General features: G+C 38.3%; 24 protein-coding genes. 12 read left to right on the top strand and 12 right to left on the bottom strand.

Annotated features, from left to right (window positions below):
- Positions 1 to 19: 19 nt before the first annotated feature.
- The 5 genes from FJA49_RS14310 to FJA49_RS14290 all read right to left on the bottom strand — a co-directional run bounded on the left by FJA49_RS14310 (position 20) and on the right by FJA49_RS14290 (position 6,930).
- Positions 20 to 829 carry a tetratricopeptide repeat protein gene (locus FJA49_RS14310; RefSeq protein ID WP_140001611.1) on the bottom strand — a complete coding sequence of 270 codons (810 nt, stop codon included), beginning with the start codon at positions 827 to 829 and terminating at the stop codon, positions 20 to 22.
- A 103-nt stretch (positions 830 to 932) separates the two neighbouring features.
- Positions 933 to 1,433 (bottom strand): hypothetical protein, encoded by a 501-nt coding sequence (locus FJA49_RS14305; RefSeq protein ID WP_140001610.1) that lies wholly within the window; start codon positions 1,431 to 1,433, stop codon positions 933 to 935.
- 55 nt (positions 1,434 to 1,488) lie between these two features.
- Positions 1,489 to 4,896, bottom strand: a complete 3,408-nt coding sequence (locus FJA49_RS14300) for a hypothetical protein (protein WP_140001609.1) — start codon at positions 4,894 to 4,896, stop codon at positions 1,489 to 1,491.
- Between the two features lie 140 nt (positions 4,897 to 5,036).
- The gene (locus FJA49_RS14295) at positions 5,037 to 6,299 is read right to left on the bottom strand and encodes an aspartate kinase (RefSeq protein WP_140001608.1); all 1,263 of its coding nucleotides are present in this window, start codon (positions 6,297 to 6,299) and stop codon (positions 5,037 to 5,039) included.
- A 160-nt stretch (positions 6,300 to 6,459) separates the two neighbouring features.
- Entirely contained in the window at positions 6,460 to 6,930 is a 471-nt protein-coding gene (locus FJA49_RS14290; protein WP_140001607.1) for a GNAT family N-acetyltransferase, read from the bottom strand.
- A 250-nt stretch (positions 6,931 to 7,180) separates the two neighbouring features.
- Here FJA49_RS14290 and fbp point away from each other — a divergent pair, with 250 nt between their 5' ends.
- On the top strand, positions 7,181 to 8,194 hold the full coding sequence (gene fbp / locus FJA49_RS14285; protein ID WP_140002994.1) for a class 1 fructose-bisphosphatase: 1,014 nt from the start codon (positions 7,181 to 7,183) through the stop codon (positions 8,192 to 8,194).
- 40 nt (positions 8,195 to 8,234) lie between these two features.
- Here the strand turns inward: fbp and FJA49_RS14280 are convergent, their stop codons facing one another.
- Positions 8,235 to 8,666 (bottom strand): tellurite resistance TerB family protein, encoded by a 432-nt coding sequence (locus FJA49_RS14280; protein WP_140001606.1) that lies wholly within the window; start codon positions 8,664 to 8,666, stop codon positions 8,235 to 8,237.
- A gap of 130 nt (positions 8,667 to 8,796) precedes the next feature.
- On the opposite strand from FJA49_RS14280, the gene FJA49_RS14275 reads away from it, so the two are divergent.
- Both FJA49_RS14275 and FJA49_RS14270 read left to right on the top strand, forming a co-directional pair.
- The gene (locus FJA49_RS14275) at positions 8,797 to 9,390 is read left to right on the top strand and encodes a HupE/UreJ family protein (protein ID WP_140001605.1); all 594 of its coding nucleotides are present in this window, start codon (positions 8,797 to 8,799) and stop codon (positions 9,388 to 9,390) included.
- A gap of 67 nt (positions 9,391 to 9,457) precedes the next feature.
- A complete protein-coding gene (locus tag FJA49_RS14270) occupies positions 9,458 to 10,207 on the top strand; it encodes a UDP-2,3-diacylglucosamine diphosphatase (protein WP_394344086.1) in 750 nt (249 codons plus the stop codon).
- Here FJA49_RS14270 and FJA49_RS14265 read toward each other — a convergent pair.
- From FJA49_RS14265 to FJA49_RS14240, 6 genes are all read right to left on the bottom strand, one after another.
- Positions 10,204 to 10,563: a hypothetical protein gene (locus tag FJA49_RS14265; protein ID WP_140001603.1), complete on the bottom strand. Its 360-nt coding sequence runs from the start codon at positions 10,561 to 10,563 to the stop codon at positions 10,204 to 10,206. The genes FJA49_RS14270 and FJA49_RS14265 overlap by 4 nt on opposite strands.
- 159 nt (positions 10,564 to 10,722) lie before the next feature.
- A complete protein-coding gene (recJ, locus tag FJA49_RS14260; protein WP_140001602.1) occupies positions 10,723 to 12,420 on the bottom strand; it encodes a single-stranded-DNA-specific exonuclease RecJ in 1,698 nt (565 codons plus the stop codon).
- Between the two features lie 79 nt (positions 12,421 to 12,499).
- Positions 12,500 to 12,916, bottom strand: coding sequence for an OsmC family protein (locus FJA49_RS14255; RefSeq protein ID WP_140001601.1), 417 nt, complete (start codon positions 12,914 to 12,916; stop codon positions 12,500 to 12,502).
- A 5-nt stretch (positions 12,917 to 12,921) separates the two neighbouring features.
- On the bottom strand, positions 12,922 to 13,389 hold the full coding sequence (locus FJA49_RS14250) for a hypothetical protein (protein WP_140001600.1): 468 nt from the start codon (positions 13,387 to 13,389) through the stop codon (positions 12,922 to 12,924).
- Positions 13,390 to 13,433: 44 nt separating this feature from the next.
- The gene (rsmI, locus tag FJA49_RS14245; protein ID WP_140001599.1) at positions 13,434 to 14,111 is read right to left on the bottom strand and encodes a 16S rRNA (cytidine(1402)-2'-O)-methyltransferase; all 678 of its coding nucleotides are present in this window, start codon (positions 14,109 to 14,111) and stop codon (positions 13,434 to 13,436) included.
- A gap of 5 nt (positions 14,112 to 14,116) precedes the next feature.
- Positions 14,117 to 15,199, bottom strand: coding sequence for a hypothetical protein (locus FJA49_RS14240; protein ID WP_140001598.1), 1,083 nt, complete (start codon positions 15,197 to 15,199; stop codon positions 14,117 to 14,119).
- Positions 15,200 to 15,300: 101 nt separating this feature from the next.
- Here FJA49_RS14240 and FJA49_RS14235 point away from each other — a divergent pair, with 101 nt between their 5' ends.
- From FJA49_RS14235 to FJA49_RS14195, 9 genes are all read left to right on the top strand, one after another.
- Positions 15,301 to 15,927, top strand: coding sequence for a thymidine kinase (locus FJA49_RS14235; protein WP_140001597.1), 627 nt, complete (start codon positions 15,301 to 15,303; stop codon positions 15,925 to 15,927).
- Between the two features lie 113 nt (positions 15,928 to 16,040).
- Entirely contained in the window at positions 16,041 to 18,482 is a 2,442-nt protein-coding gene (locus FJA49_RS14230; protein ID WP_140001596.1) for a bifunctional UDP-N-acetylmuramoyl-tripeptide:D-alanyl-D-alanine ligase/alanine racemase, read from the top strand.
- Between the two features lie 99 nt (positions 18,483 to 18,581).
- Positions 18,582 to 18,968 carry a large conductance mechanosensitive channel protein MscL gene (gene mscL, locus FJA49_RS14225; RefSeq protein WP_140001595.1) on the top strand — a complete coding sequence of 129 codons (387 nt, stop codon included), beginning with the start codon at positions 18,582 to 18,584 and terminating at the stop codon, positions 18,966 to 18,968.
- A gap of 179 nt (positions 18,969 to 19,147) precedes the next feature.
- Positions 19,148 to 20,137 (top strand): aspartate-semialdehyde dehydrogenase, encoded by a 990-nt coding sequence (locus FJA49_RS14220; protein WP_140001594.1) that lies wholly within the window; start codon positions 19,148 to 19,150, stop codon positions 20,135 to 20,137.
- Positions 20,138 to 20,239: 102 nt separating this feature from the next.
- The gene (locus FJA49_RS14215) at positions 20,240 to 20,584 is read left to right on the top strand and encodes a hypothetical protein (protein ID WP_101471163.1); all 345 of its coding nucleotides are present in this window, start codon (positions 20,240 to 20,242) and stop codon (positions 20,582 to 20,584) included.
- 80 nt (positions 20,585 to 20,664) lie between these two features.
- Entirely contained in the window at positions 20,665 to 23,052 is a 2,388-nt protein-coding gene (locus FJA49_RS14210; protein WP_140001593.1) for a TonB-dependent receptor, read from the top strand.
- Positions 23,053 to 23,073: 21 nt separating this feature from the next.
- Positions 23,074 to 23,643: a type 1 periplasmic binding fold superfamily protein gene (locus FJA49_RS14205; RefSeq protein ID WP_140001592.1), complete on the top strand. Its 570-nt coding sequence runs from the start codon at positions 23,074 to 23,076 to the stop codon at positions 23,641 to 23,643.
- Between the two features lie 236 nt (positions 23,644 to 23,879).
- Entirely contained in the window at positions 23,880 to 24,260 is a 381-nt protein-coding gene (locus tag FJA49_RS14200; protein ID WP_140001591.1) for a DoxX protein, read from the top strand.
- A 48-nt stretch (positions 24,261 to 24,308) separates the two neighbouring features.
- Positions 24,309 to 26,432 (top strand): prolyl oligopeptidase family serine peptidase, encoded by a 2,124-nt coding sequence (locus FJA49_RS14195; RefSeq protein WP_140001590.1) that lies wholly within the window; start codon positions 24,309 to 24,311, stop codon positions 26,430 to 26,432.
- Positions 26,433 to 26,463 lie beyond the last annotated feature (31 nt).

Here is a 26,463-nt window from a genome sequence, read left to right as displayed (position 1 = left end):
ATTCGGGGTATAAATCGGGTTATTCTTTGTAATTGGGGATAGTCCATTTTGCCATATGCCAGTTTACTTTGTATGGATAAGGTTCATAAAAGGAGTCATCTTCATTTATGGTGAAACCTCGTTCAAAATCTTTTTTTGCTTTCAGCATGATTGCTTCTGCCTTGCTTTTGTCTCCTTTTTGAATCAGGCACAGGCCTTTATAGTATTCTGCATCTGAAAATTCGGTATATTCTGCCAATGCTCTGTCAAAATAGTAAATCGCATTGTCGTATTTTCTCAATTCATATTGTATGATTCCCATATAAAATAAATCTAAGAAATGAATCCAGGTTTTCCCACGCTCTTTTACTGTTTTATCAAAGTCTTTTTGCAAAACCTGCTCTGCTTTTTTAAAATCGTTAAGCTGTAAATAACATAATGAGATATAAAACGGATAAGAATGATCGTTTTGATAGCCATAGCCAAATTCTTTTTCTGCTGCTTCCATATCTGCAATAGCACTCTTGTAATCTTTTTGAAAAATACATTTTAAATAACCTCTTCTTCCCAGATAGTTTTTCCTATCATAAAAAACCGCCTTATCATAACATGACACGGCTACATCATACTTTTTCATTTTCCAGTAAGGAAGCGCTTTATTTTGCCACAATTCTGCAATTGTCGAATCCTTTTCGATTCCCTGATTAATATTATCTTCCCAACCGTGAGTGGTGTAATGATTTTTATATGCCCCATTGGTTAGATATTTCTCAATTATAATTTCCTGGCTGGTTTGGCTAAAACCAAATGAAAAAGTCAGTAACAATAGTAATGTGGTAATTCTTTTCATTTTGATTACTCCTTATGTAAAGCAACTCTGCGCCTTTGCGAGAAAAAATGGCACGCAAAGACGCAGAGTCTTATTCTTATATAGAAAATTAACTATTTATTCCTTATGCTTTTGGCAATGGCTGACCTACGGCAACATCGCAACGGTGTCCTGGCTGTCCGTGTGGCGGGTTCATCCCCGGAGCGGTAACAACATTGGCATTATTAACCGGAGTTATAGTCGATGGAGCCGCTGTTGGTTGTGGCGCTGGTTGCGTTGGCTGTGCCGCTGCTGTTGGTTTTTGTCCCGGAGGCGAATTCAACGGAGCACCTACAGCAATATCACAACGGTGTCCTGGCTGTCCGTGTGGCGGATTCATTCCCGGAGCCGTAGTAGTCGGCTGTTGCTGTACGTTAACCTGTGGTTGTGCTTGCACTTGTGGTTGTACTTGTTGCGGCTGTGGCTGCGCATTTACAGGCATCTGTCCATCTGCAGGAGCTGCGGCTGGATCTGTAGCAACTGCCTCAGTTGGTTCAGAGCTTTCTTGTGGCTGTAATTCTTTTTTGCATGAGGTCATGAACAATGAAATTGCCAAAAGTGAGCCTGCTATTATTTTTGTTTTCATGGGTCGATTTTTAGATTAAGATTCCAAATATAAAGGTTTCAACTGATTATCCATGTTAAAAATAAGCCCTAAGCTGTACGCTTCCAGTATGGATGGCTTTACTTTCTTCACTTTTTCTTCCTTCATAATTCACATTGACATCCAAAAACTGCGTCAGGTTCTTTTGCAATAGCAAACGCCATGTTAAATTCTGTCCTGGTTGCAGTCCTTCCAGCATCTGATAAGCGACCGGAGAGAGTGCATCGCCACTGAAATCGTTTTTATATAATGAAAATTCGCCATTCATCGTAAATTTTTTCTCAGACGAATAAGTAAAAGACGTCCCTACACGATGCTGTTGCAAGGACTCTTTATCATTGATTTTGTTGTCTTTTTCCTGAAATTCATAGAACAAATCCCAGCTTGCATTTCTTGAAAACAGATAGGAAATTTTAGGTGCCAGCTGATAGCCTTTTAATTCAAAATTCTTGCTGGTATAGTTTTCCGAAAACAATTCCGATTCAATTGTTTTACTCATAAATCCAAAAAGCCAGCTTTTTTGCACAAGATGGGCATATTGCAGCTGATGTGAACGGTTGTTACTTTCCTGCGAACCTACTGAAAGCAACGTTTTTGCCCTATTTCTCAAATAGGTATACGTCACAGAATGGTCTTGTTTTCCTCTATTATAAAACAAGCTGTTTCTAAAACTGGAGTTCAATCCCAAAAGATCTTTTTCACCTGAAGAAAACGGATTCAAGTCAAAATTATCGCTGTTTCGGATAATCTTTCGATCCACAAGAAAAGAAGTCTGGTTATAGAAATAAGACAAAAACTTCTTGAATCCTTTTTCATTCTGCCATTGGTTGGCATTTAGTATAACAGACTGTGAAAATTTATTCTGGTGTGTCTTGATAAAAATCTGGTTGGGAAGAAAAATTCGTACGTATTCTGCCTGATCTGCAAACTTTGCAACTTCAAATTCTTCCAGTTCCTGGATTCCGTTATTGTTATAATCAATCCAGGTATAAACGCCTCGTCCCGCTTCTACTTTCAGATAGGTAAATTCCTGTTGAGGAATGGTTCCGGATGTGGTTTCATAGGTTGTGGTAACCTGAATTAATTGGTCAAAATAACGATCATTATATAGCAATCTTGAATTTAAAGAAGGTTCTTTTTTTCGTGTTGGATCTTCAAATTTCAAATTCCTGTAGTTGACAAATAATGAAAGGTCGCTTTTTTCAGTTTTCATCAATCTTGACTTCAGATAATAGGAATTGGATGTATTGACTTTTTTTACAAATCCGTTGACCAAACTGTCGTTGGAACGTTGCAGATATCCCAATTCTACATACACTTTTGTACTATCGCCTCGTCCTGTAAAAAGACCAAACTCATTAAACTTTTGGCTCAAGGCAGAAAACTGTCCGGTTTCTTTAATCTTTTCTTCGTTGTCTTCCAGTCGATAACTACCTCCTATCCAGTTTTTCCCAAAATGATAACGTGCCTGTGTCTGGTTCCTGATAAATTTTGATTCGGAGTAATTGCTATCGCTTTTCAGTATACTCCCGTTATTTTGGAAAGTGAAATTTTTAAATCGGAAGGAGCCATCCACTACGTGTCTTGTTCCTGAAAAGCTTTCAGAAAAATCAAGCTTTTCTAACTGATATCTTGCATTTCCCTTGTTTGGAAGGATAAAGTTCAAACCGGTAACAAGCAAGCTTTGATTCCCTAGCGGATTGGTCAGGTTCCAATCACGGTCAAATTCAATCGTAAATAAGCGCTCAATGGTTCTAAACTGTTTCTGTACAAATTGGTAATTGGCAAAAGCATCCAACTGCCATGTTTTTGAAAACAGCCTTTGTTTGGCATTGATCTTTCCGGCAAGTCCCTGGTTATCGCTGTCATCTTTTGAGGAAAAGAGATTTTGGTCGTTGTTACTTATACCTAATTCAAAATCAACCAACGTTTTTTCGTTTGGTTTGTATTTCCCCAAAACGGTAGCAATCTGGATTTTGGTTGGAGCTACTAATCGGATAATAGGCTCATAATTTCCTTGAGGAATTCCGTTTGCCGGTGGAACATATTCGTAAACTCTTCCTATGGTAGCCGTATTCGAAAGCCTGTAATTTCCCTGATTAGCACCTACAAGAGAAAACCGCACATTGTATAGTTCATCAGTAGGAGTGTTTGAGAATTCAAAAACCTCAACACCACCAACGTTTATTTTTCTGTACAATATCTTGTTTTCGGAATAACTGTCTACATAAGCTGACGGCGCTGTCATTGCTGCAGTATTGTCACCCGCCTCTTTCAACACTTCAACTTGCTCTGCAGAAAGATTTTGTTGCAGTGGCTGGTTTTTCACGTCATTTTCTGAATATAAATACCCGCCAATACTCCACTTTTCCTGTTCGTGCATGGCTCCGGCATAGGTTACGAAACGTGTATAGTTTCTGTCTGAATATTGATATTCGACATTAATCCTCATTTCGGAAGTAATCGGAAATAAAGATGTAAAGATTATTTCGCCCGCATTGTAGTCAATCGTATAGTCATTATTTTCACCTCGAGTCAGCAAAATCCCGTTGACAAAAACACGTTCTGAACCAGAAATAACCAAAATATACAATTCGCCATTAGGCCCTTGCAGCTTATAGGGTCCTTGATTTCCTTCTTGTCCGGTAAACGAACTCCGGGCGTATTGTCCTCTTACCAAAGCTGCCGATGCAAAAACATTGGTTTTATTTTCTGGCGTTCCAAATGTGAAATTTGCAGAAAGTCCTTGTACTTTTTTGTTGAAATTCAGAAATCGGGATTGCCTGTTCTCTAAAAATAAATCCCCTGCCCTAATATTCCATTTATCGCTAAAAAGTTCAATGAAAATCTGGTCAAATTCGTCCAATTTTTGTGAATATCCGCCTTCCTGCAAAGGAATATTACTGTCTTGAATGGAAGCTCTTAAACTTACCTTGTCTGAAATTTTGCCCGTTATTTGTAAATCCAGATTGGAATTGACTACCGCATTTTGGTTGTTACCAATCGTAATTCCTCTGGTGATACTTCCTGATGTATTTAATCCGTCAAAAGGTTTAAAGGTGCTTATTGGATCTCTGGAAACCTTATAAAGATTGCCTTTTCCGGATTCATTGCTGACAACACGGCTGTCATCATAAATACTATATTTTCGGGTAAGATATTCAGGATAGCTGAAATAACGAAGTGTCAGAGTATCTTCCGACTTAAAATCATTTTTAAAAACAAGTATACTTTTTTGGAAATCAACCTTATAATAGGTCGTGTCAATATCATTGCCCTGCTTGTCCTGTAGTTTGAAAAACGAACTGCTGATGCTTACGCTGTCAATACGTATGGTATCTTTTGAAGCCGTAATCTTCCTATTTTTATATGGCGTTTTGACTTCCTGGGCAGAAAGTCCAGAAACAAAGCCTATTAAAACCAGAAAAAGCAATTTTTTCAACATAAATACTATAACTCCGAAAGCTCAAAAGTAGTATTTATAAACCAATAATTTCAAGAGCCGGATTCTTCGAGGAAAAGCAAATAAAAATCGGGAGTACGATATTTCGCAACTCCCGATGGCACGTGGTTTATAAAAAATAATTAGTTGGTGGTTTCTTTGGTAACAATTTGCATGGTTTCTCTGCTGACTTGCTTCAGCAATACTTGTTTGCCTTTTTCAACCATTTCTGCTGCTTTCTCATTGAAATGGCGAATGGTATAAAGTGAAACATTTTCATTATAAGAAACTTTGAATTTCTTTGAAAGTACATTTTTCAGGTCGCTGAAATTGCCGAATTTGTCTTCAATACAAACCGAGAAACTGATTGCTGAGTTCTGAATCAGGCTCACTTTCATTTTATAGTGGTGCAGAAGTCCAAAAATCTCACTGATATTCTCTTCCATGATAAAAGAGAAATCTATAGAAGAAAGCGAAATGAGCAGCTGTTCTTTTTTTACGATAAAACAAGGCAGGTGTGGTTCCAAATCAGCTCCTTTGCTTACGCTGGTTCCCGGCAATGACGGATTCAGAAACGATTTTACAAACAACGGAATTTCTTTTCGCTGTAATGGCTGTAATGTTTTAGGGTGAATAACGGTAGCTCCGTAAAAGGCAAGTTCTATAGCTTCACGGTATGAAATTTGGTTTAGGAGCGTTGCATTTTCAAAATACCTCGGATCGGCATTCATAACACCAGGCACATCTTTCCAGATGGTAACACTTTCCGCATTCAGGCAATAGGCAAAAATAGCTGCCGTATAATCCGAACCTTCACGCCCTAAAGTCGTTGTGAAATTATTTTCGTCAGAACCTAAAAATCCTTGAGTGATGTTGAGTACTTTTTTCTTTACGTTTTTAGAAATCAGCTTTTGTGTTTGTTCCCAATCTACAATGGCATCACGATAGGTCGTGTCTGTTTTTATAAAATTACGAACATCAAGCCATTGGTTTTTCAATCCTCTGAAATTGAAATAGTGGCTGATGATAGTAGTCGAAATCATCTCACCAAAGCTGACAATCTGATCGTAAACAAAATTATAGTTAGGCGATTTGTTGCTTTTCAAGAAACCTTCCAAATCCGAGAAAAGCTGATTGATAGCTGCAAAAACGGCATTTTTATCATCTTCAAACAAATCGAGCAAAATCTGGTTGTGGTATTTCTTGACATCCTGTATGGAAGATTGCAACTCAGCCGATTTTTCGAAATAGTTCTTTATTACGACTTCCAAAGCATTTGTCGTTTTCCCCATAGCCGATACAACAAGCAGTACATCGTCAAAACCGACCTGCTGTAAAACATCATATACGTTTTTAATGCCATTGGCATCTTTTACTGAAGCACCTCCAAATTTAAATACTCTCATTGATTTTTGATTTGTGATCTTAGATTTTTGATTTATGATTTATGATTTTTGGCTTACGGCTTATGGCTTATTGCCTAATGCTTAATGCCTATTGCTTTCAGCTTTCGACCTTTGATTTTTGATTTTAGATTTTTGGCTTACGGCTTATGGCCTATTGCTTTCAGCCTTTTAAAAAATCATTAATTCCTTGTTCGTCCATGTGGACAACACGCCAGTCTGATAAGACTTTTGCTCCGGATTTTTCATAAAATTCGATGGCGGGCGTATTCCAATTTAGGACATTCCATTCAATACGGCGTACATTTTCTTTTTCTCCTTCTTTTATAATTTCAGAATACAGTGCCATTCCAGCTCCCGTACCTCTGCTTTTTTCAGTAACAATCAAATCTTCGAGATGAATTGTTTTTCCTTTCCATGTAGAAAATCGATAGTAGTACAACGCCATTCCTATAATTTCACCTTCCAGTTCTGCTACAAAAGTATGGAAGAGCGGATTGCTTCCAAAACCATCACGGATTAAATCTTCTTTTGTAACTACTACTGCTTCAGGTTCTTTTTCAAAAACAGCCAGTTCTTGAATCAGGCCCAAAACAGCCTTCATATCGTTTTCAGTTCCTCTTCTGATTATCATTTCTGTATTCTTTTTCTCTGTTTCGATTTTTACAGCGAATATATTAAAAGCTTGTCCAACTGCACAATCCAAGACATTTCTTTTCTGAAAAATTCCTTGAAAAATCCAATTTTCCTGTCTTTTTTAAAATCATGCAAAAATAACATTTTTTTATATTTGTAACATTTATTTATAAATATTTTTTTGATGTCGGGTCTGAAATAATAGAATTTATGAACGATATTTGCACCACAACTACAACGATATCGTAATGGAGGAACGCAATAAAACATTAGGGGAATTTATTATTGAAAAACAGGAAGATTTCCAATATTCTTCCGGAGAATTATCCAGATTAATCAACTCCATCCGATTGGCCGCCAAGGTCGTTAACTACAAGGTAAACAAGGCCGGATTGGTAGATATTGTGGGCGCTGCCGGCGAACAGAATATTCAGGGAGAAGATCAGCAAAAATTAGATGTTTTTGCCAACGAGACTTTTATACAGACACTAATTAACCGTGAAATTGTATGTGGTATCGCTTCAGAAGAAAGTGATGATTTTATCACTATCAAGGGTAAAGACGAATGCCATAACAACAAATATGTCGTATTGATGGATCCGCTTGACGGTTCATCCAATATCGATGTAAATGTTTCTGTTGGAACCATTTTTTCTGTTTACAGAAGAATAACTCCTATAGGAACACCGGTTACTATTGAAGATTTTCTTCAGCCTGGTGTGAATCAGGTAGCAGCCGGATATGTAATTTATGGCACATCAACCATGTTGGTATACACTACAGGGCGTGGCGTGAACGGATTTACACTGAATCCTGCTATTGGCACTTTCTACCTTTCACATCCAAACATGAAGTTTCCAAAAGACGGTAAGATTTATTCCATCAACGAAGGAAACTATGTTCATTTCCCACAAGGCGTAAAAGATTATATCAAATACTGCCAGTTGGAAGAAGGAGACAGACCTTATACTTCACGTTATATCGGAAGTTTGGTTTCAGACATCCATAGAAACATGATTAAGGGAGGAATTTATATTTATCCAACAAGCTCTAAGGCTCCAAGCGGAAAATTGCGTCTTCTATACGAATGCAACCCGATGGCCTTCTTAGCAGAACAAGCAGGCGGCAAGGCTTCTGACGGTTTTGGAAGAATTATGGAAATCCAACCAACAGAACTACACCAGCGTGTCCCATTCTTTTGCGGTAGCTACAACATGGTAGAAAAAGCAGAAGAATTTATGAAAACAGCAAGCGAGAAATAAAAAGTATACGCATAAAAAAAGCTCCGATTGGAGCTTTTTTTTATTTATTCATGTGAGTCATTTCGAATAGGAAAGTGTCCAAATCTACACCCAAGACAAGCAATGAAAGTGCTTTGTCAACAATGTAATGTACGTTTCCTGGAGTAAATCCTAATGCCAATGCAAATCGGGTAAGGATTTCTTTTTGTTTTGGACCTAAAACGTGATCCGCATATACCATCCTTGAAAGGTCATACAAACGCTCTAGTCTTTGCGTGTGCAAATAAGGAGGATTGATTGGGTATTTCATCGGATTAGCAAGAATTTCAGCATACTCTTCAGAAGAAATATCCAATTGCATGGCCAACTTGTCCAAGAAGTGTCTTTCTTCTTCGCTCAAGTGCCCGTTTTCCATTGCAACTCTCACGATAGAAGCGAAATGTCCTTTATTTCTATTTTTAAATCCGCTATCAAATAAATCTGAAATTGACATAATTATAATTTTTTTGCAAATATAATCCTATTTCTATTTTAACGGCATAAATTGCCGACTTTTCTTAACAGAAATAAACTCTTTCCAAAATATATCGTATGTTTGAAATCCCAATCAAAAATATCTATATATGTCTGAGTTTTGGATTTATTTCAACACAGGATTACGTCATGTTTTAGACATCAATGCCTACGACCATGTCTTGTTTTTAATCGCATTGACAATTCCCTATGCTTTTAAAGACTGGAAAAGAGTATTGCTTTTAGTCTCTCTTTTTACGGTTGGCCATACTATGGCTTTGCTCCTTTCGGTATATGGCTTTGTACAGATTAAGGTCAATCTTGTTGAGTTTTTAATTCCAATTACCATATTAATCACAGCCGTTTTCCATCTTTTCACAGCCGGAAAAAATTCAAAAAAGGAAAGTATCAGCTTTATAGCTATCGTAACGCTTTTCTTCGGAATCATTCACGGATTGGGCTTTTCGAATTATTTCAACACCATACTTCCAGGGAATTCTTCCGACAAATTACTTCCGTTACTCGAATTTGCCTTAGGTATTGAAGCCGCACAGATTATTGTGGTTCTTATCGTGTTGATTCTATCCTACATCGTGCAGACTGTTTTTCGTTTTTCTAAGCGCGACTGGACGCTTGTCATGTCTTCTTTTGTTATAGGTGTTGTTATCCCTATGGTTATTGAAAGTGAAATCTGGGGAAGATAAAAGAAGAAAGCGCCATATCCTGTTAAGTGCGCAATCTTTCTTATCTTTGGATTTTAATTGAATAAACGTGGCAGACACTAAAATATACTTTGCTTCCGACCAACATTTTGGAGCGCCAACGCCTGAATTGAGTTTTCCAAGAGAACAAAAATTTGTAGCCTGGCTTGATGAAATCAAAAAAGATGCAACTGCATTATTCCTATTAGGCGACTTGTTTGATTTTTGGTTCGAATACAAAACCGTAGTCCCAAAAGGATTTGTACGTGTTTTGGGAAAATTGGCGGAAATTCGTGACAGCGGCATTCCGATTTATTTTTTTGTAGGCAATCACGATTTATGGATGTCTGATTATTTCGAGAAAGAGCTTAATATTCCCGTTTACCATACTACAAAAGAGTTTACGTTTGATGGCAAGCATTTTCTGATTGGCCACGGCGACGGATTAGGCCCGGGCGACAAAGGCTACAAAAGAATGAAAAAAGTGTTTACCAATCCTTTTTCAAAATGGCTTTTTAGGTGGTTGCATCCTGATTTGGGCGTTAAATTAGCACAACATCTTTCTGTAAAAAACAAGCTGATTTCCGGAGCAGAAGATGTTCGTTTTTTGGGTGAGGATAATGAATGGCTGGTACAATATTCCAAACGAAAGCTAGAGACCAAACACTACGATTATTTCGTATTTGGTCACAGGCATCTACCTATGACAATAGAAGTAGGTAACAATTCTTCCTATATAAATCTGGGTGACTGGATTGGCTATTTTACCTATGGTGTATTTGACGGAACTACCTTTGAATTAAAAGAGTATAAGTCTTAATTCTGGCAGATTTCATCCAAATAATCTTTTAGTTGGATTTGAAAAATTGTGCCTTCTACCAAATCCTTGATTTGCAATAATTCATTGACGGAAACTGCCAAATCAATCTGCTGTACCGGTGTTTTCAGTAAAAATTTATGGCATTTTCTTTTGAATTCGCAGGCATCGCAATTAGCATTGACTTCATAACAGGTTGCATCAATCGTATCTGCAAAAAAATTCAGTTCTTCTTTTGAAAGATAAAAGCCCGTTTCCTTAAAAACTAGTTGTACTTTGTTTTTCAGTACCTTCTTTTCTTTTTTCCAATGGAAAGCGACACCAAAGTCATTAAAATAGATTTGTTCGATTTCTTTCATAACTGAATTATTTCGAACAAATATAAGAATTATTTAAAATCATTCTAAATTAAATTTTCTTAAAGTTTTCCCTTAGTGTCTTGGCGTCTTTGCGAGAAAATAATGGCACGCAAAGGCACAGAGGCGCAAAGTTTCTATCATACTTTATTTGGTGTAATCCTATTGTTTGCTTTTAATATCACGAAGTCTTAGTTGCAGGCTTACGTTTCCGTTGAATTCATTTTCTTCCAGCGAATAAACCGCATCGAATAGCTGCTGATTTTGGGTAAACTCAAGTTTATTTCCCATTCCAAATCCTATGGCACCATAACCTTCGGAATCGTCCTGTTTTACAAAAAGCCTCAGATGGCTTTCATCACTACCGATTCTTTTTCCGTAACCCGTATCTCTTAGGTTTTCGGTCATAAAAACCGGCATCATATTCATAGGTCCGAAAGGCTCGAACTGATTTAAAATGCGGACAAATTTTTCGGTAATGTCTTTTAGGTCGATTACCGCATCAATCAGAATTTCTGGAGTTCTTAACTCTTCGGCTATGGTTTCTGAAACTACTTTTTCAAACTGTGTCTTAAAATTCTCGAATTGCTTTTCTTCTAAAGTCAATCCGGCCGCATACATATGTCCGCCAAATTGCAATAAATATTCAGAACAGGCCTCCAGTGCATTATACACATCAAAATCTTTGACAGAACGGGCCGATGCTGCCAGCTTGTCGCCGCTTTTTGTAAACACTAAAGTCGGGCGATAATAGGTGTCTATTAGGCGTGAAGCCACAATCCCAATAACTCCTTTATGCCAGTCTTCTTTGTATACGACTGTCGAATATTTGTTTTCTTCCTGGTTTTCTATAATCTGGAGTAAAGCTTCTGAAGTAATCTGTTTGTCTAATTCTTTCCGGTCAGCGTTAAAAACTTCCAGTTCTTTTGCAAAAGCTTCTGACTCTTCAATTCCGAATTCGGTAAGCAATCTTACAGCATAATTGCCATGTTTTATCCTTCCGGCTGCGTTTATCCGTGGTGCCAATATAAAAACGACATCGGTAATGGTAAGATTTTTTTTCTTCAGGTTTTGGGTAATTGCCTTAAAGCCCGGTCGTGGGTTCGAATTAATAACATCCAACCCGAATTTGGCCAAAACCCTGTTTTCACCAGTAATTGGCACTATATCTGCACCAATGGCTGTAGCCACCAAATCCAGATACGGAAGTAAATCTTCTATGGTCTGATTTCTGTTTTTTGCCAATGCCTGCAATAGCTTAAAACCAATTCCGCAGCCGCATAATTCGTCATACGGATAATGGCAATCGGCACGTTTAGGGTCTAAAATAGCAACTGCATCCGGCAATGTATCACCTGGCCTGTGGTGGTCACATATAATAAAATCGATATTTTTTTCTTTGGCATACGCCACATGGTCTATGGACTTGATACCACAGTCTAGTGCAATAATCAGAGTAATTCCATTATCATCAGCATAATCAATACCTTTAAAGGAAACGCCATAACCCTCATCATAACGATCCGGAATATAAGTGTCGACATTAGGATAATAGCTTTTCAGATAGGAAGAGACCAAAGATACGGCTGTAGTTCCGTCAACATCATAATCTCCAAAAACCAGGATATTTTCCTGTTCTTTTATGGCCTTTTCAATACGAATCACCGCCTTGTCCATATCTTTCATAAGATAAGGATCATGCAAGTCTTCTAACTTTGGACGGAAAAACTGCCGGGCTTGCTCAAAGGTTTCAATACCTCGCTGCAGGAGCAACGTTGCTGTAAGTTCATCAATGTTTAAGGAATCCTGAAGGCTTTTAATTTTTTCTGAATCGGGTGTAGGTTTAAGGTTCCAACGCATGTTTTAAGGTGCTAAGGTTCTAAGTCGCTAAGTTGCTAAGGTCTTAGAGCCTTAGTACCTCAGCAGCTTAGTACCTTTATTAATGATACAATATTCTAACTTCTACTTTTGCAAAATGACGGAACATTTCCATCACGCCGCAATATTTTTCAACGGATAGGTCGACTATTTTCTGAAGTTTTGTTTGGTCAAGATCCAATCCGTAAAAATGATAATCCACTCGAACGGTATGGTAAAACTTTGGATGTTCTTCCGTCAGGTCACCTTCTACTTCAATCGTGAAAGTATCAATATCTACTTTCATCTTTTTTACGAGGGAAGCAATATCAATTCCGGTACAGCCTGCCAAAGAAGCCAACATCATGGCTTTTGGACGCAGTCCATCGTCATGTCCGCCATATTCCGGATCTGAATCCATTTTTATTGTTCCGCCAGGGTTGGTGGCTTCAAAAGCCATGTCACCCAGCCACTTTGTAGTTACGTGATGTGTTGCCATAGTATTTATTCCGTATTATCTCTCGTTTGATTTAAAAGAAAATAAACCAAAAGCTCATTTATATAAATAAAATTTTCATCTTTTAAGTGTAGAGAAAATTGTCGAAAAGTCATAAATCTCTCTAAATTGATTTTCGCTATTTCTTTCTCTTCATAATACACCCTAGCATAAGGATTTATCAAGGCAAGCCAAGCTTGGGAAAGTTTAAATCTGATATTCCTTGAAAACATAATTTCATTTCGTGATAAAGACAATATAGTTTCTAAAAGATCTTTATTCTGATAACGTATGAGATATTCACTATTCTCCATTCCGCTTACAGATACTTCAACTAACAAATTATCATCTTTATCAAAAATAGAAATCAAATCTCCCCTAAACCATCGATGCTTAAATTTTGAATATAGGAGCAGTTCATTATTTTTATAGACATTTAGCCCTCTATAAAACTCACCTTTAATTATAAACTCCATATTTTAAAAGCTAAAATACTTACTTAGGATATCTGTGATGAGTATTATTTATTGCTTTTTCCTCCAACAATAACGACGATTTCGCCTTTTGGAGGTTTGGCTTCAAAATGTTTTAAGACTTCCGTTGCTGTCCCGCGAACAGTCTCTTCATGTAATTTGGTCAATTCGCGCGAAACCGAAACCGCTCGGTCAGCTCCAAAATACTGGATAAATTCTGCCAAAGTCTTGACCAATTTATGCGGCGAAACGTATAAAATCATCGTACGGGTTTCTTCGGCTAAAGCCAGAAAACGGGTCTGTCTTCCTTTTTTATCAGGCAAAAAACCTTCAAAGACAAATTTGTCATTTGGCAGGCCGCTGTTGACCAAAGCCGGAACAAAAGCTGTCGCTCCAGGAAGGCATTCCACCTCAATATTGTTTTCTACACAAGCTCGTGTCAACAAAAAGCCCGGATCTGAAATAGCAGGCGTTCCTGCATCCGAAATCAAGGCAATCGTTTCTCCTGATTTTAATCTTGCAATCAGATTTTCCACCGTTTTATGCTCATTGTGCATGTGGTGACTCTGCATGTGCGTTCCAATCTCGAAATGTTTTAGCAGCTTACCGCTATTGCGAGTATCTTCAGCCAAAATCAGGTCGACTTCTTTCAGGACCTTGATGGCCCTGAAGGTCATATCTTCAAGATTTCCGATAGGTGTTGGAACTAAATATAATTTTGACATCCAGATTATTTAAACTTGTTTTCTACTACTTCAAGGAAACGCTCTGCATAATCTTCCTTGCCTTTCCATTCGTTATAGTCTGGCTTCACTAAATCTTCGATAAAATTCTGAGCATCCTGGAAAGTATCAAAGGTGTTCAACTGAGACAACACTCTGTTGAAATCTTCATTACTACCGCCAAAAAGATGGTTTACAAAACCAACTCTATCGTTTAGCCCAATCGTGATTCCTTTGGTTACTTTTTCAACAGCCGGTTTTGGAGTTTCTTCAACTTTTTCAGGTTCTTGTGCTTTGACTTCTTCTATAATTTCCTCTTTGACTTCTTCTTTAGCTTCTTCCTTCGTTTCTTCTATAGCAGGTTCTTCATCGTGGTCGTGCTTGTGCTTTTCCTCGATTTCAGCCTTTACAAATTCAAGGTCTTTATAATCCGACCCTAAGAAATCTTCAAAAATGATCTGGTGTCCTGATTCTTTGGCAACTTCTTCTACATCTTCTTTTTTATCAAAAGCCAGTTCAAAAGCAGGTTCTTCTATCAATTCTTCTTTTGCTTCTTCAGAAACTTTTTCTTCTTCCTCTGTTTCTTCCGGTTCTTCTACAATTGGTTCTTCTTCGTCTTCTTGCTCTACTGGCTCTTCTTCTTCCAGTTCTTCATCAGAAAGTTCAATTTCACCCACTACCACTTTTTCCTGCTCAGATTCCGGCTCATTCGCTACTTCCTCTTCCGCTTCTTTAATCTCTTCTGCAGTTGTCTTTTCCTCTTCTTTTTGCGCTTCTTCTTCCTGAACCTCTTCTTTTAGTGCTTCTTCTATTGTTTTTTCAGCTTCTAAAGCAATTTCTTCCTGCACATCCATTTCAACTTTTCCAGGAACCTCATCATTATCAAAAGCAGTCTCCAGTATTTCATAAGCCTCAGACCTGCCGATTGTTGGCTGTGAACCTGTAAAATTCTCTTCTACAAATAGCAAAACAGACAATTTTTCATACAATTTTTGGCTTTCCTGATGGAGTTGAATCAATTCGGATTTATTTTTCAGCTTCAAGATCCTGTGTGCTATGCTGATTAATTCGGCCTCTAATTTTTTCTTCATAACTTTTGATATTATATTGAGTAAAGCAAGGGTTTTTTAATAAATTTGTTTTCAGCACAAAGTAAAAAAAACTAATCCTTTTTAAGGCTGAAAAATACAAAATGTTTCTCGAAAATACAGTAAATCATAAAGAACAATTTGGCTGGATTGAAGTAATCTGCGGTTCAATGTTTTCGGGAAAGACCGAAGAGCTTATCCGTCGTCTGAAAAGGGCGCAATTTGCCAAGCAGAAAGTAGAAATTTTCAAGCCTGCGATTGATACGCGCTATCATGATGAGATGGTAGTTTCGCACGATTCTAACGAAATACGATCGACTCCGGTTCCTGCTGCAGCCAATATCCGAATTCTGGCTCAAGGCTGCGAAGTTATAGGCATTGATGAGGCCCAGTTTTTTGATGACGAAATTGTTTCTGTCTGTAATGACCTGGCCAATTCCGGAATACGTGTTATCGTTGCCGGACTGGATATGGATTTCAAAGGCAATCCTTTTGGCCCGATGCCCGCTCTTATGGCTACGGCAGAATATGTTACGAAAGTCCATGCCGTTTGTACCCGTACCGGAAATCTTGCCAATTATAGTTTCCGAAAAGCTAACAACGACAATCTGGTCATGCTTGGTGAAACGGAAGAATATGAACCTTTGAGCCGTGCCGCCTATTTTAATGCAATGAAAGAATTGCAGGAAAAAGAAGAAGGCTATTTTGCCAAAAAGAAAGAAAACAAATAATCGTTTCAGACACGACAATTACCCCCTATTTCCCTTCTTTTCTATAGTCATTCTTCCTGCGAATCGTCTAAAAAAATCGCTACCTTTAACCTAGCTTTAAAAAAGAAATCAAATTGAGCCTGAAAATTCAACATATCGTTCCTGAGATACAAGCCCGTCTTTCAGGAAATCCAGACATTGACATTGACAATGTTTCCATAGACAGCCGTTCGCTGCAAAACAATTCCGGAACTTTATTTTTTGCCCTTTCCGGACAAAATAATGACGCTCATAGTTATATCCCGAATCTTATCGACAAAGGAGTTCGTAATTTTGTTGTCAGCCATATTCCAAAAGGATTAGATGGCAAGGCTAATTTCCTGGAAGTAAAAAACACGCTGCAGGCATTACAGGACTTTGCATCCTACTATAGAAAAAGCTTCCATTTTCCAATTATCGGAATTACGGGAAGTAACGGAAAAACCATCGTAAAAGAATGGCTTAATTTCCTGTTGAGTCCTGATTACAATATCATCAGAAGTCCAAAAAGCTACAACTCACAAGTTGGCGTGCCACTTTCGGTAATTTCGATAAACGAAAAGCATAATCTTGGAATTTTCGAAGCCGGTATTTCTACCGTTCATGAGATGGAAAAACTGGAAAAAATCATCCAGCCTACTATTGGAATCCTAACTAACATTGGTTCCGCCCATGATGAAGGCTTTCAAAATCAGCAAGAAAAAATCAAGGAGAAACTACGTCTTTTTGAACATTCAGAAGTCTTGATTTACCAAAAAAATACTCTTGTCGATTCGCTTATCGGATCAAATATCAAGACTTTTTCGTGGAGCCTTGACGACAAGCAGGCATCGGTGTATATTACACAGAAATCAATTGCAGGAAAGACCCAATTGACCATCGCTTATAATAACATTTCTTTTGATGCTGTGATTCCTTTTCAGGACAAAGCATCTATCGAAAATGCCATAAGTTGTCTGATGGCGATGCTTTATTTGGGATACTTGCCTGAAATCATACAAGAAAGAATCCAGCTTTTGTATTCTGTAGAAATGCGCCTAAAAGTCAAAAACGGAGTTAACAATACTGAAATTATTGACGACAGCTATAGTTCCGATTACCAATCGCTCAGAATTGCCCTGGATTTCTTGGAACAGCAAAAACAATACAAGAAAAAGACAATCATCCTTTCGGATATTTTCCAAAGCGGATTGCCTACGGACGATTTATATAAAAGAGTTTCAGAACTTATAGCCTCTAACAAAATAGACCGTGTTATTGGCGTGGGAGAAGAAATAGGCACTTATTCCGGTAATTTTAAAAACATCATTACGTATAAAAACACGGAGGAACTGATTGCCGACTTCAAGAACCTGAATTTCGCTAATGAAACCATATTGATAAAAGGAGCCCGTATTTTTCAATTTGAGAAAATCGCTTCCTTGCTGGAAGAAAAGACCCATGAAACAGTTTTGGAAATCAACCTGAATGCCATTAGTCACAATCTGAATTTTTTCAGGTCAAAGCTAAAACCAGAAACCAAACTTATGGTTATGGTAAAGGCGTTTGGTTATGGTAGCGGCGGTTTTGAAATTGCAAAACTTCTGGAATACCATAAAGTAGATTATCTGGGTGTTGCCTTTGCAGACGAAGGTATCGCCTTGAAAAGTGCCGGGATTACATTGCCTATTATGGTGCTTAATCCGGAAAACACCAGTTTTGGTGCTATAATCGAACATCATTTAGAGCCTGAAATTTATTCCATAAAAGGATTAAGAGCCTTTTTGAAAATTGCAGAGCAGAAAAATTTACAGCATTTTCCAATCCATATCAAACTGGACACCGGAATGCACCGACTTGGTTTTCAGGAAAACGACCTACCGGAACTGATCGACACGCTCAGAGGTACTTCCTACATACAGGTCAAAAGTATCCTTTCTCACATGGCAACCAGCGACGACATGGAACACCATGATTTTGCGAAATCACAAATTGCCCTTTTTGAAAAATTATCTTCCCTATTGATACAGGAACTTTCCATACAACCCATTCGCCATATCCTCAATACTTCCGGCATCAGCAATTATCCGGAAGCCCAATACGGAATGGTACGATTGGGAATTGGACTTTACGGTATTTCAAACGATCCGTCGGAAACAAAATACTTAGAAAACGTAGGCACTTTAAAATCCATAATCTCGCAAATCAGAACTATACAAGCTGGCGAAAGCGTTGGTTATGGCAGGCGATTCATGGCCGAAAAAGAAACCCGAATCGCCACGATACCGATTGGTTATGCCGACGGGATTCGAAGAAGTTGGGGCAATCAGGTTGGCTATGTTCTTATCAAAAACCAAAAAGCACCTATTGTAGGTAGTATCTGTATGGACATGCTTATGGTAGATGTTTCGGCGATTGATTGTCTGGAAGGTGATCCGGTCATCATTTTCGGCGAAAACCCGAATGTCACCTATATAGCTGATAAGTTGGGAACCATTCCATATGAAATCCTTACCGGTATTTCGCATCGCGTTAAGCGTGTTTTTTATAGAGAATAGCACAATTTTTAAAAAACTGGCGTTGAAATGTTAAAATATTTAACTACTTTAGCTAGTAACAAAAACCAATTTATTTAATAATCCTAAAATCAAATAATTATGGGAATGGTATCTGAATTTAAAGCCTTTGCGCTAAAAGGTAATGTTGTAGACTTAGCTATCGGTGTCATCATTGGTGCCGCTTTTGGAAAAATTGTCAGCTCTTTTATTGAAGACGTGATAACCCCGTTATTGCTAAAACCGGCTCTTGAAGCTGCGAACCTTTCCAAAATTGAAGATTTAGTTATTTTCGGGTCAGTAAAATATGGCATGTTTCTTTCTGCCGTAATTAACTTCCTTATCGTAGCTTTCGTTCTTTTCTTAGTTGTTAAAGGTATCAATGCCGCTAGAAAAAAAGAAGCCGAAGCACCTGCTGCACCGCCTGCTCCAACCAATGAAGAAAAACTGTTGATGGAAATCCGCGATGCTTTAAAAAACAGATCATAATTAGCCAATACCGCTATACTATATATTCTAATTAAACCGCCTGAAAAACAGGCGGTATTTTTATAAAATATAATTTTATATAACAATTTGTTATATTTTTTAAATTCGTTTTTTCAATGATTTTATTAGCTACTTTTGCATTCACAAATCAGTTTTTAACCACTTTTAAAAAATAGAATATGAGAGTTGCTGTTGTTGGCGCAACCGGAATGGTTGGCGAAGTAATGCTTCAAATTTTGGCAGAAAGAAATTTCCCTGTAACCGAACTAATTCCTGTAGCTTCGGAAAAATCGGTAGGTAAGGAAATCGAATTTAAAGGGAAAAAGTATACTGTTGTCGGATTGGAAACAGCCGTATCAATGAAGCCGGACATCGCTTTATTTTCTGCCGGCGGAGAAACTTCATTGGCCTGGGCTCCAAAATTTGCAGAAGCAGGAACAACCGTAATCGACAACTCTTCGGCCTGGAGAATGCATCCTGACAAAAAACTGATTGTTCCGGAAATCAACGCTTCGGAACTTACAAAAGACGACAAGATTATTGCCAATCCAAACTGCTCAACCATACAAATGGTTCTGACCTTGGCTCCTCTTCATAAAAAATACAACATTAAAAGAATTATTGTTTCGACCTACCAGTCAATTACAGGAACGGGTGTAAAAGCAGTACAGCAGCTTGAAAACGAATATTCAGGCACTAAAGGAGAAATGGCTTACAAATACCAAATCCATAGAAATGCCATCCCACAGTGTGATGCTTTTGAAGATAACGGATACACCAAAGAAGAAATGAAATTGGTTCGCGAAACTCAAAAAATATTAAGCGATAAAACTATTGCTGTAACCGCTACGGCTGTTAGAGTACCTATCGTGGGTGGACATAGCGAAGCTGTGAATGTGGAATTTTCTAATGATTTTGATGTAAATGATGTGAGACGAATTCTTCACGAAACTCCTGGAATTGTTGTTCAGGACAATACTGATACGTTTACATACCCAATGCCTCTTTATGCACAAGGAAAAGATGATGTTTTTGTGGGAAGAATTCGCCGTGACGAATCACAGCCAAATACGCTAAACATGTGGATTGTTGCTGACAACCTTCGCAAAGGTGCTGCAACCAATACCATCCAAATTGCAGAATATCTGGTCGCTAACGGCTTAGTATAAATCGTTTTTGAAATAAAAATTCAGGTACCGCCTGTTTTAACAAACCATAAAATTTGTTAAAACGGGCGGTATTTTTTTTCACTTTCATACATTTGCATTGGAATGAAGAAGAAGTTTGCCATAATAAATCTCTCTTTGATGATTGCAGTATTGTTTTCAATACTGTTTCAATCCGTTCACTCCTATGAGCATTTCTTAAGTGGAAAAGCAGCAACAGTAAGCCAGTCAGACGACAATGGCCATACTAAAATCCAAACTTTAGACCACGATCACGAAAAGTGTTTTGTCTGCGAATTTACGCTTAGTAGCTTTATTGCAACAGAAACCTACACTTTTGATTTATTTGTCCCTTTTAAGGCAGTTGCCTATAATTTTGCTTCTGTAGAATCATCTGAATTCTTTGCAGGAAGCCTTTATTCTCATCGCGGACCTCCATCTAACTGTTAATTAACGAAAAGAGCAATGCTCTTCTTTCGGGCGGCTTCATCCTGAAGCACGCCTTAATTATCATTTTAGATTTTTTCAAAATGCGCTATATCTTATTTTTTGTTTTCCTCTTAGTAGGAAACCAAACTCGTGTATATTCCCAACATGCGTTGAGCGGAACTATAACCAACGAGAAAAAACAACCTTTGGCAGGGAGCCACATCCATGCCGGAACTTTTTTTGCAACCACTGCTGTTGACGGTCGTTACGTAATAAACGGTGTCCCGCAAGGAAACATCGCTGTTACTATTGAATATCTGGGTTATAAGACTTTAGACACTATAATCAGTATGCAAAACGATAGAGTACTGGATATTTCCCTCAAGCCGGATGTATCGCAACTGTCTGAAGTAGTGCTCAAAAAGACGGTTTCCGAAAAGAATGCCGCAACACAGGAACTCAAAGCTAATGTGCTCGAGAACTACAGCAGCGAGAGCCTGGGCGATGCACTTAAGGAAATTAGCGGTATCTCATCTCTTAAAACGGGAAGTACTATTGTCAAGCCTATTATTAATGGATTGCACAGCAGCCGTGTACTAATCATCAACAACAATGTGCGTCTCGAAGACCAGCAATGGGGAACCGAACACGCTCCGAATATGGATGTTAACACGGCCGGAAAAATTTCCGTAATCAAAGGCGCTTCCGGACTGCAATATGGCGGTGATGCCATTGGCGGAACCGTAATTGTAGAACCTGCCCATATCCCGGTAAAGGACACTATTTTTGGAAAAACCATTATTAATGGCGCTACCAACGGACGAGGTGGTAGTGTTTCATCCTCGCTTTCCAAAGGTTATGAAAATGGCTGGAACTGGAACCTTCAGGGCACTTTCAAATATTTGGGAGACTTTGAGGCACCAGACTATGTACTTTCCAATACCGGAAACCGGGAGAAAAATTTTTCCGGAAATCTGGGCTATAAAGGAGAAAATCAGGGTTATAGTTTTTTCTACAGTTATTACAATGCCGATATCGGGATATTGAGATCATCACACATCAGCGGAATGTCTGACCTGATTCGGGCTATTAACAGCGGCCAGCCGCAAGTAATCAGAGATTTCACTTATGACATCAACGCTCCAAGACAAGAATTACAGCATCATTTGGGAAAAGTAAATTACTATACCTTTTTCTCTGATGCCTCAAAACTGTCGTTGCAATATTCTTTCCAGTTCAACAACCGCAAGGAATTTGATTTGAGAAGAGGTGATGACCGAAACAAGGCAGCAGTAGACCTCGATCTGATGACGCATTCTTTCACTGCCGATTTTGAGACCAATTCTTCTGAAAAGGTAAAATACAAAGCCGGAATCAGCGCAGCGTATCAAAACAATGCAGCGAACACGGGTGACACACAGGTGCGAGCTCTGATACCGAATTACAACAAATTCGATGCGGGTGCTTATGCCATTGCCAGTTACCAGGCTAATGATAACTTGGCGTTGGAAGCAGGAATGCGTTATGATTTTAGCCATATCGACGCCAAGAAATATTACTTAAAATCGAGATGGACGGAACGAGGTTATGACCGTGACTTTAGTAATATTATCATTGGTGAAGATGGACAGCAATGGTATACGAATCCTGTTTTTACCTATCATAATTTTTCAGGAAGCCTTGGTGCTAAATACCAGCTCAACGATAAGCTGACCTGGTTTTCCAATATCGGGATAGCCAGCAGAAATCCGAATCCGGCTGAATTGTTCAGTGACGGTCTGCATCATGCTACCGGACAGATTGAGCTTGGTGACCTGAGACTGAAACGTGAAGTGGCTCTTAAAATGTCGACAGCACTTCATTATGCCGGTGACGGTTTTGCTTTTGAAGTCAATCCTTATTACAATACAATTTCTGACTTCAAAATCCTGATTCCTACAACTATCATCTTGTCCAATCGTGGGCCTTTTCCAGTCTGGGAATACCGACAGGTTGATGTAAGAATGTTTGGAATTGACCTCACAGCAGATTATGATTTTGCCAAAAACCTGAACTGGCATTCTACTGCCGCTTTTGTATATGGCAAAGATGCGACAAACAACAAGCCACTGATTGATATGCCTCCGCTGAACCTTAATAATACTATCAGTTTTAAAAAGGAAAACTGGAATCATCTTGTGCTGGGAATCAAAAATGAAACTGTATTTACCCAGCAACGTTATCCCAACAATGATTTTTATGTGGATGTAACTGATTCCGGCGAACCTGTTAGCACTCTGGTAAAAATCAGCAGACCGCCAAAGGGATACAGCCTATTGCATTTTAACTCCGAAATGAGTTTTGATGTTTTGAAAAAATCTAAAATGACTATCGGATTCAATATCCAAAACCTTTTGAACACGAATTACAGAGATTACCTCAACAGGACGCGCTACTATGCTGACGAATTGGGCAGGAATTTCAGAATTCAAGTGAAATTAAATTATTAATATTTTAAAACCATTATTCTTATGAACGTATTTAAATTTTTATCAATGGGCTTAGCTGCAATAACTCTTTGTTCTTCTTGCAGCAATGACGACAGCAATCCTGTAAATGAGGAAGAAGTAATCACAACGCTTACCGCTACACTAACAGGAGGCGGACAAACGATTACTCTGACTTCTCGCGATCTAGATGGCGCCGAAGGACCAAATGCTCCGGTTGTAACAGTATCTGGCAATCTGGCGCCAAACACCACTTATAACGGAGCCTTGAACTTGCTTAACGAAGCAGCAACCCCTGCTGAAAGTATCACAGAAGAAATTTTGGAAGAAGGTCACGAGCACCAATTTTTCTTTACGGTTTCAAATGCCTTGGCAACTACTGCTTATGCGGTTCCAAATGATGTTAATGGCAAACCGATTGGTCTGAACTTCACATTCACAACAAATGCGACAACAGGAAATGGCATTTTTACAGTAACTCTTAGACACCAACCCAATAAAAATGCAGAAGGTGTGTCAACCGGAAACATTACTAACGCCGGTGGAGAAACTGACATACAGGTAAGCTTCCCAATTACTGTCGCTGCACCATAATCATTTACCCATCATATATTATAAAAACCGCCATTTCAGGCGGTTTTTTATTGATAACTTTCTACAGCTCTGACTAAAGATTTTGATTTCAAAAAAAGGGTTTCCGATTCTCGACTTCAATTGCATTTTTGTTAATTAACTTTTTATTTTTTCAATAATCCTGATTTTGCTTAACATTTTTTTAGTAATTTAGGATTTTCAACAAAAAGTTAGTAACCAAAAAAATTGTAGATAATATGAATTCGAAATTTACCTCCCTGGTTCGAGTACTTCTCGGACTCGTTCTTTTAGTTTTTGGATTGAACAAGTTTTACACACTACCTTTTCTTCCAACACCTCAACTCCCTGAACAGGCTTCCGACTTTATGGGCTCACTGGCCGCAACAGGCTATGTGTTACCTATCATTGGAATCCTTGAAATTTTCATCGCTCTGCTCCTTTTTACAAAAAACTGGATTGCATTCGCACTGATCTTATTGGTTCCTATTTCGCTGAACATTCTTCTTTTCCACCTTTTTCTGGATATTCCTAGTATTGGTGGGGCCGTATTGGTAGCAGTTCTCAATGGTATATTAATCTACAAGCACTGGCCTCAATACAGACCACTTTTTAACTAATTACTAACTAAGGATTCGCTATTTTTGTAAGAATCAAAAAACATTTTAATGAAAAAAGTTCTATTAACCATGATTGCAGCATCAGCACTTCTATCTTGTAAAGAAGAAACTAAAGAAGAAGCCGTAGTGCTGAAATATCCTGAAACAAAAAAGGTTGACACCACTGACACTTACTTCGGAACTGAAGTAAAAGACCCTTATCGCTGGCTGGAAGATGACAAATCTGCCGAAACTGCGGCTTGGGTAAAAGCCGAAAACGAAGTCACTTTTGGCTATCTGGAAAAAATTCCTTTCCGCAAAGACATGAAAGAGCGTCTTGAAAAGCTTTGGAATTATGAAAAAATTTCTGCTCCTGCACAAGAGGGAAATTACACTTATTATTACAAGAACAATGGATTACAAAATCAATCTGTATTGTATCGAAAAGATATGAGTGGTAAGGAAGAACTATTCCTTGATCCGAATACTTTCTCTGCAGACGGGACTACATCACTATCCTCTGTTGAATTCTCAAAAGATGGTTCATTGGTAGCTTATTCGATTTCAGAAGCTGGTAGCGACTGGAACAAGATTATCATCATGGATGCTGTGAGCAAGAAAAAACTGGAAACAGAATTAGTTGATGTAAAATTCAGCGGTATTGCCTGGATTGGCAACGAAGGTTTCTACTATTCTAGTTATGACAAACCAAAAGGAAGTCAACTTTCTGCTAAAACCGATCAGCACAAATTGTATTTCCACAAATTAGGAACAGCTCAAAAAGACGATAAAGTTATTTTTGGATTGAATGAAAAAAGAAGATATGTAGGTGCTAACGTAACAGAAGACGATAAATATTTGGTGATTTCTGCATCGAATTCTACTTCAGGAAACGAGCTTTACTTCAAAGATCTTAGCGTTCCAAACAGCAAAATTACCAACATCGTTAATAATTTCGACAGCGATAGCTATATCATAGACAACAAGGGAACGAAGCTTTATATTGTGACCAACCTGAATGCGCCAAACCAAAAAGTCGTTACGGTTGACGCGGCAGATCCAAAACCTGCTAACTGGAAAGATTTTATTGCTGAAACAGAAAACGTACTTTCAGTTTCTACCGGTTCAGGCTTTATTTTTGCCAACTACATGAAAGATGCCGTTTCACAGGTAAAACAATATGATTATGACGGAAAAATGGTTCGTGAAATCAAATTACCAGGAATAGGTACTGCAGGTGGTTTTGGAGGCAAGAAAGAAGACAAGGAATTGTATTATTCATTCACAAACTATACTACTCCGGGAACTATCTATTCTTTTGAGCCAAAAGGCGGCGTATCTGCTGTATATGAAAAACCAAAAGTAGATTTTAACTCTGCTGATTACGAAAGCAAGCAGGTATTCTACAACTCAAAAGACGGTACAAAAGTACCAATGATTATTACCTATAAGAAAGGTATAAAATTAGACGGTAAAAACCCTACTATACTTTACGCTTATGGTGGTTTTAACGTGAGCCTGACGCCAGCATTCAGCATTACAAATGCCGTTTGGATGGAACAAGGAGGTGTATATGCTGTTCCAAACCTTCGTGGTGGTGGTGAGTATGGTAAAAAATGGCATGATGACGGAACGCAGATGAAAAAACAAAACGTATTTGACGATTTCATCGCAGCAGCAGAATACCTGATTGCACAGAAATATACCTCAACTGACTATTTAGCAATTCGAGGTGGTTCTAACGGCGGACTTTTGGTAGGTGCTACTATGACCCAAAGACCAGACCTGATGAAAGTGGCACTTCCGGCTGTAGGTGTTATGGACATGCTTCGTTATCACACCTTTACTGCAGGTGCAGGATGGGCTTATGATTATGGAACAGCAAACGATTCGAAAGAAATGTTTGAATACCTGAAAAAATATTCTCCGGTACACAACGTAAAAGAAGGCACAAGCTATCCAGCTACTTTAGTAACAACGGGTGACCATGATGACAGGGTAGTTCCTGCACACAGCTTTAAGTTTGCAGCAGAATTGCAAGCCAAGCAAAAAGGCAATAATCCGGTACTGATCCGTATCGAGACTAATGCCGGACATGGTGCTGGTAAACCAGTTTCGAAGACTATAGAAGAAGCGGCAGACATTCTTTCGTTTACTTTATACAATATGGGAATCAGGGAATTGAAAAAATAACCGATTTACTCCAATAAAAAAGCATCCCTAA

It is taken from the genome of Flavobacterium microcysteis, assembly GCF_006385255.1.
Taxonomy (GTDB): Bacteria; Bacteroidota; Bacteroidia; order Flavobacteriales; family Flavobacteriaceae; genus Flavobacterium; species Flavobacterium microcysteis.
This window is presented reverse-complemented; position numbering and strand designations above follow the sequence as displayed.

Coding starts and splice junctions, on each gene's coding strand:
- FJA49_RS14310 (WP_140001611.1), bottom strand. CDS start 829: ATGAAAAGAATTACCACATTACTATTGTTACTGACTTTTTCATTTGGT.
- FJA49_RS14305 (WP_140001610.1), bottom strand. CDS start 1,433: ATGAAAACAAAAATAATAGCAGGCTCACTTTTGGCAATTTCATTGTTC.
- FJA49_RS14300 (WP_140001609.1), bottom strand. CDS start 4,896: ATGTTGAAAAAATTGCTTTTTCTGGTTTTAATAGGCTTTGTTTCTGGA.
- FJA49_RS14295 (WP_140001608.1), bottom strand. CDS start 6,299: ATGAGAGTATTTAAATTTGGAGGTGCTTCAGTAAAAGATGCCAATGGC.
- FJA49_RS14290 (WP_140001607.1), bottom strand. CDS start 6,930: ATGATAATCAGAAGAGGAACTGAAAACGATATGAAGGCTGTTTTGGGC.
- fbp (WP_140002994.1), top strand. CDS start 7,181: ATGGAGGAACGCAATAAAACATTAGGGGAATTTATTATTGAAAAACAG.
- FJA49_RS14280 (WP_140001606.1), bottom strand. CDS start 8,666: ATGTCAATTTCAGATTTATTTGATAGCGGATTTAAAAATAGAAATAAA.
- FJA49_RS14275 (WP_140001605.1), top strand. CDS start 8,797: ATGTCTGAGTTTTGGATTTATTTCAACACAGGATTACGTCATGTTTTA.
- FJA49_RS14265 (WP_140001603.1), bottom strand. CDS start 10,563: ATGAAAGAAATCGAACAAATCTATTTTAATGACTTTGGTGTCGCTTTC.
- recJ (WP_140001602.1), bottom strand. CDS start 12,420: ATGCGTTGGAACCTTAAACCTACACCCGATTCAGAAAAAATTAAAAGC.
- FJA49_RS14255 (WP_140001601.1), bottom strand. CDS start 12,916: ATGGCAACACATCACGTAACTACAAAGTGGCTGGGTGACATGGCTTTT.
- FJA49_RS14250 (WP_140001600.1), bottom strand. CDS start 13,389: ATGGAGTTTATAATTAAAGGTGAGTTTTATAGAGGGCTAAATGTCTAT.
- rsmI (WP_140001599.1), bottom strand. CDS start 14,111: ATGTCAAAATTATATTTAGTTCCAACACCTATCGGAAATCTTGAAGAT.
- FJA49_RS14240 (WP_140001598.1), bottom strand. CDS start 15,199: ATGAAGAAAAAATTAGAGGCCGAATTAATCAGCATAGCACACAGGATC.
- FJA49_RS14235 (WP_140001597.1), top strand. CDS start 15,301: ATGTTTCTCGAAAATACAGTAAATCATAAAGAACAATTTGGCTGGATT.
- mscL (WP_140001595.1), top strand. CDS start 18,582: ATGGGAATGGTATCTGAATTTAAAGCCTTTGCGCTAAAAGGTAATGTT.
- FJA49_RS14220 (WP_140001594.1), top strand. CDS start 19,148: ATGAGAGTTGCTGTTGTTGGCGCAACCGGAATGGTTGGCGAAGTAATG.
- FJA49_RS14215 (WP_101471163.1), top strand. CDS start 20,240: ATGAAGAAGAAGTTTGCCATAATAAATCTCTCTTTGATGATTGCAGTA.
- FJA49_RS14210 (WP_140001593.1), top strand. CDS start 20,665: ATGCGCTATATCTTATTTTTTGTTTTCCTCTTAGTAGGAAACCAAACT.
- FJA49_RS14205 (WP_140001592.1), top strand. CDS start 23,074: ATGAACGTATTTAAATTTTTATCAATGGGCTTAGCTGCAATAACTCTT.
- FJA49_RS14200 (WP_140001591.1), top strand. CDS start 23,880: ATGAATTCGAAATTTACCTCCCTGGTTCGAGTACTTCTCGGACTCGTT.
- FJA49_RS14195 (WP_140001590.1), top strand. CDS start 24,309: ATGAAAAAAGTTCTATTAACCATGATTGCAGCATCAGCACTTCTATCT.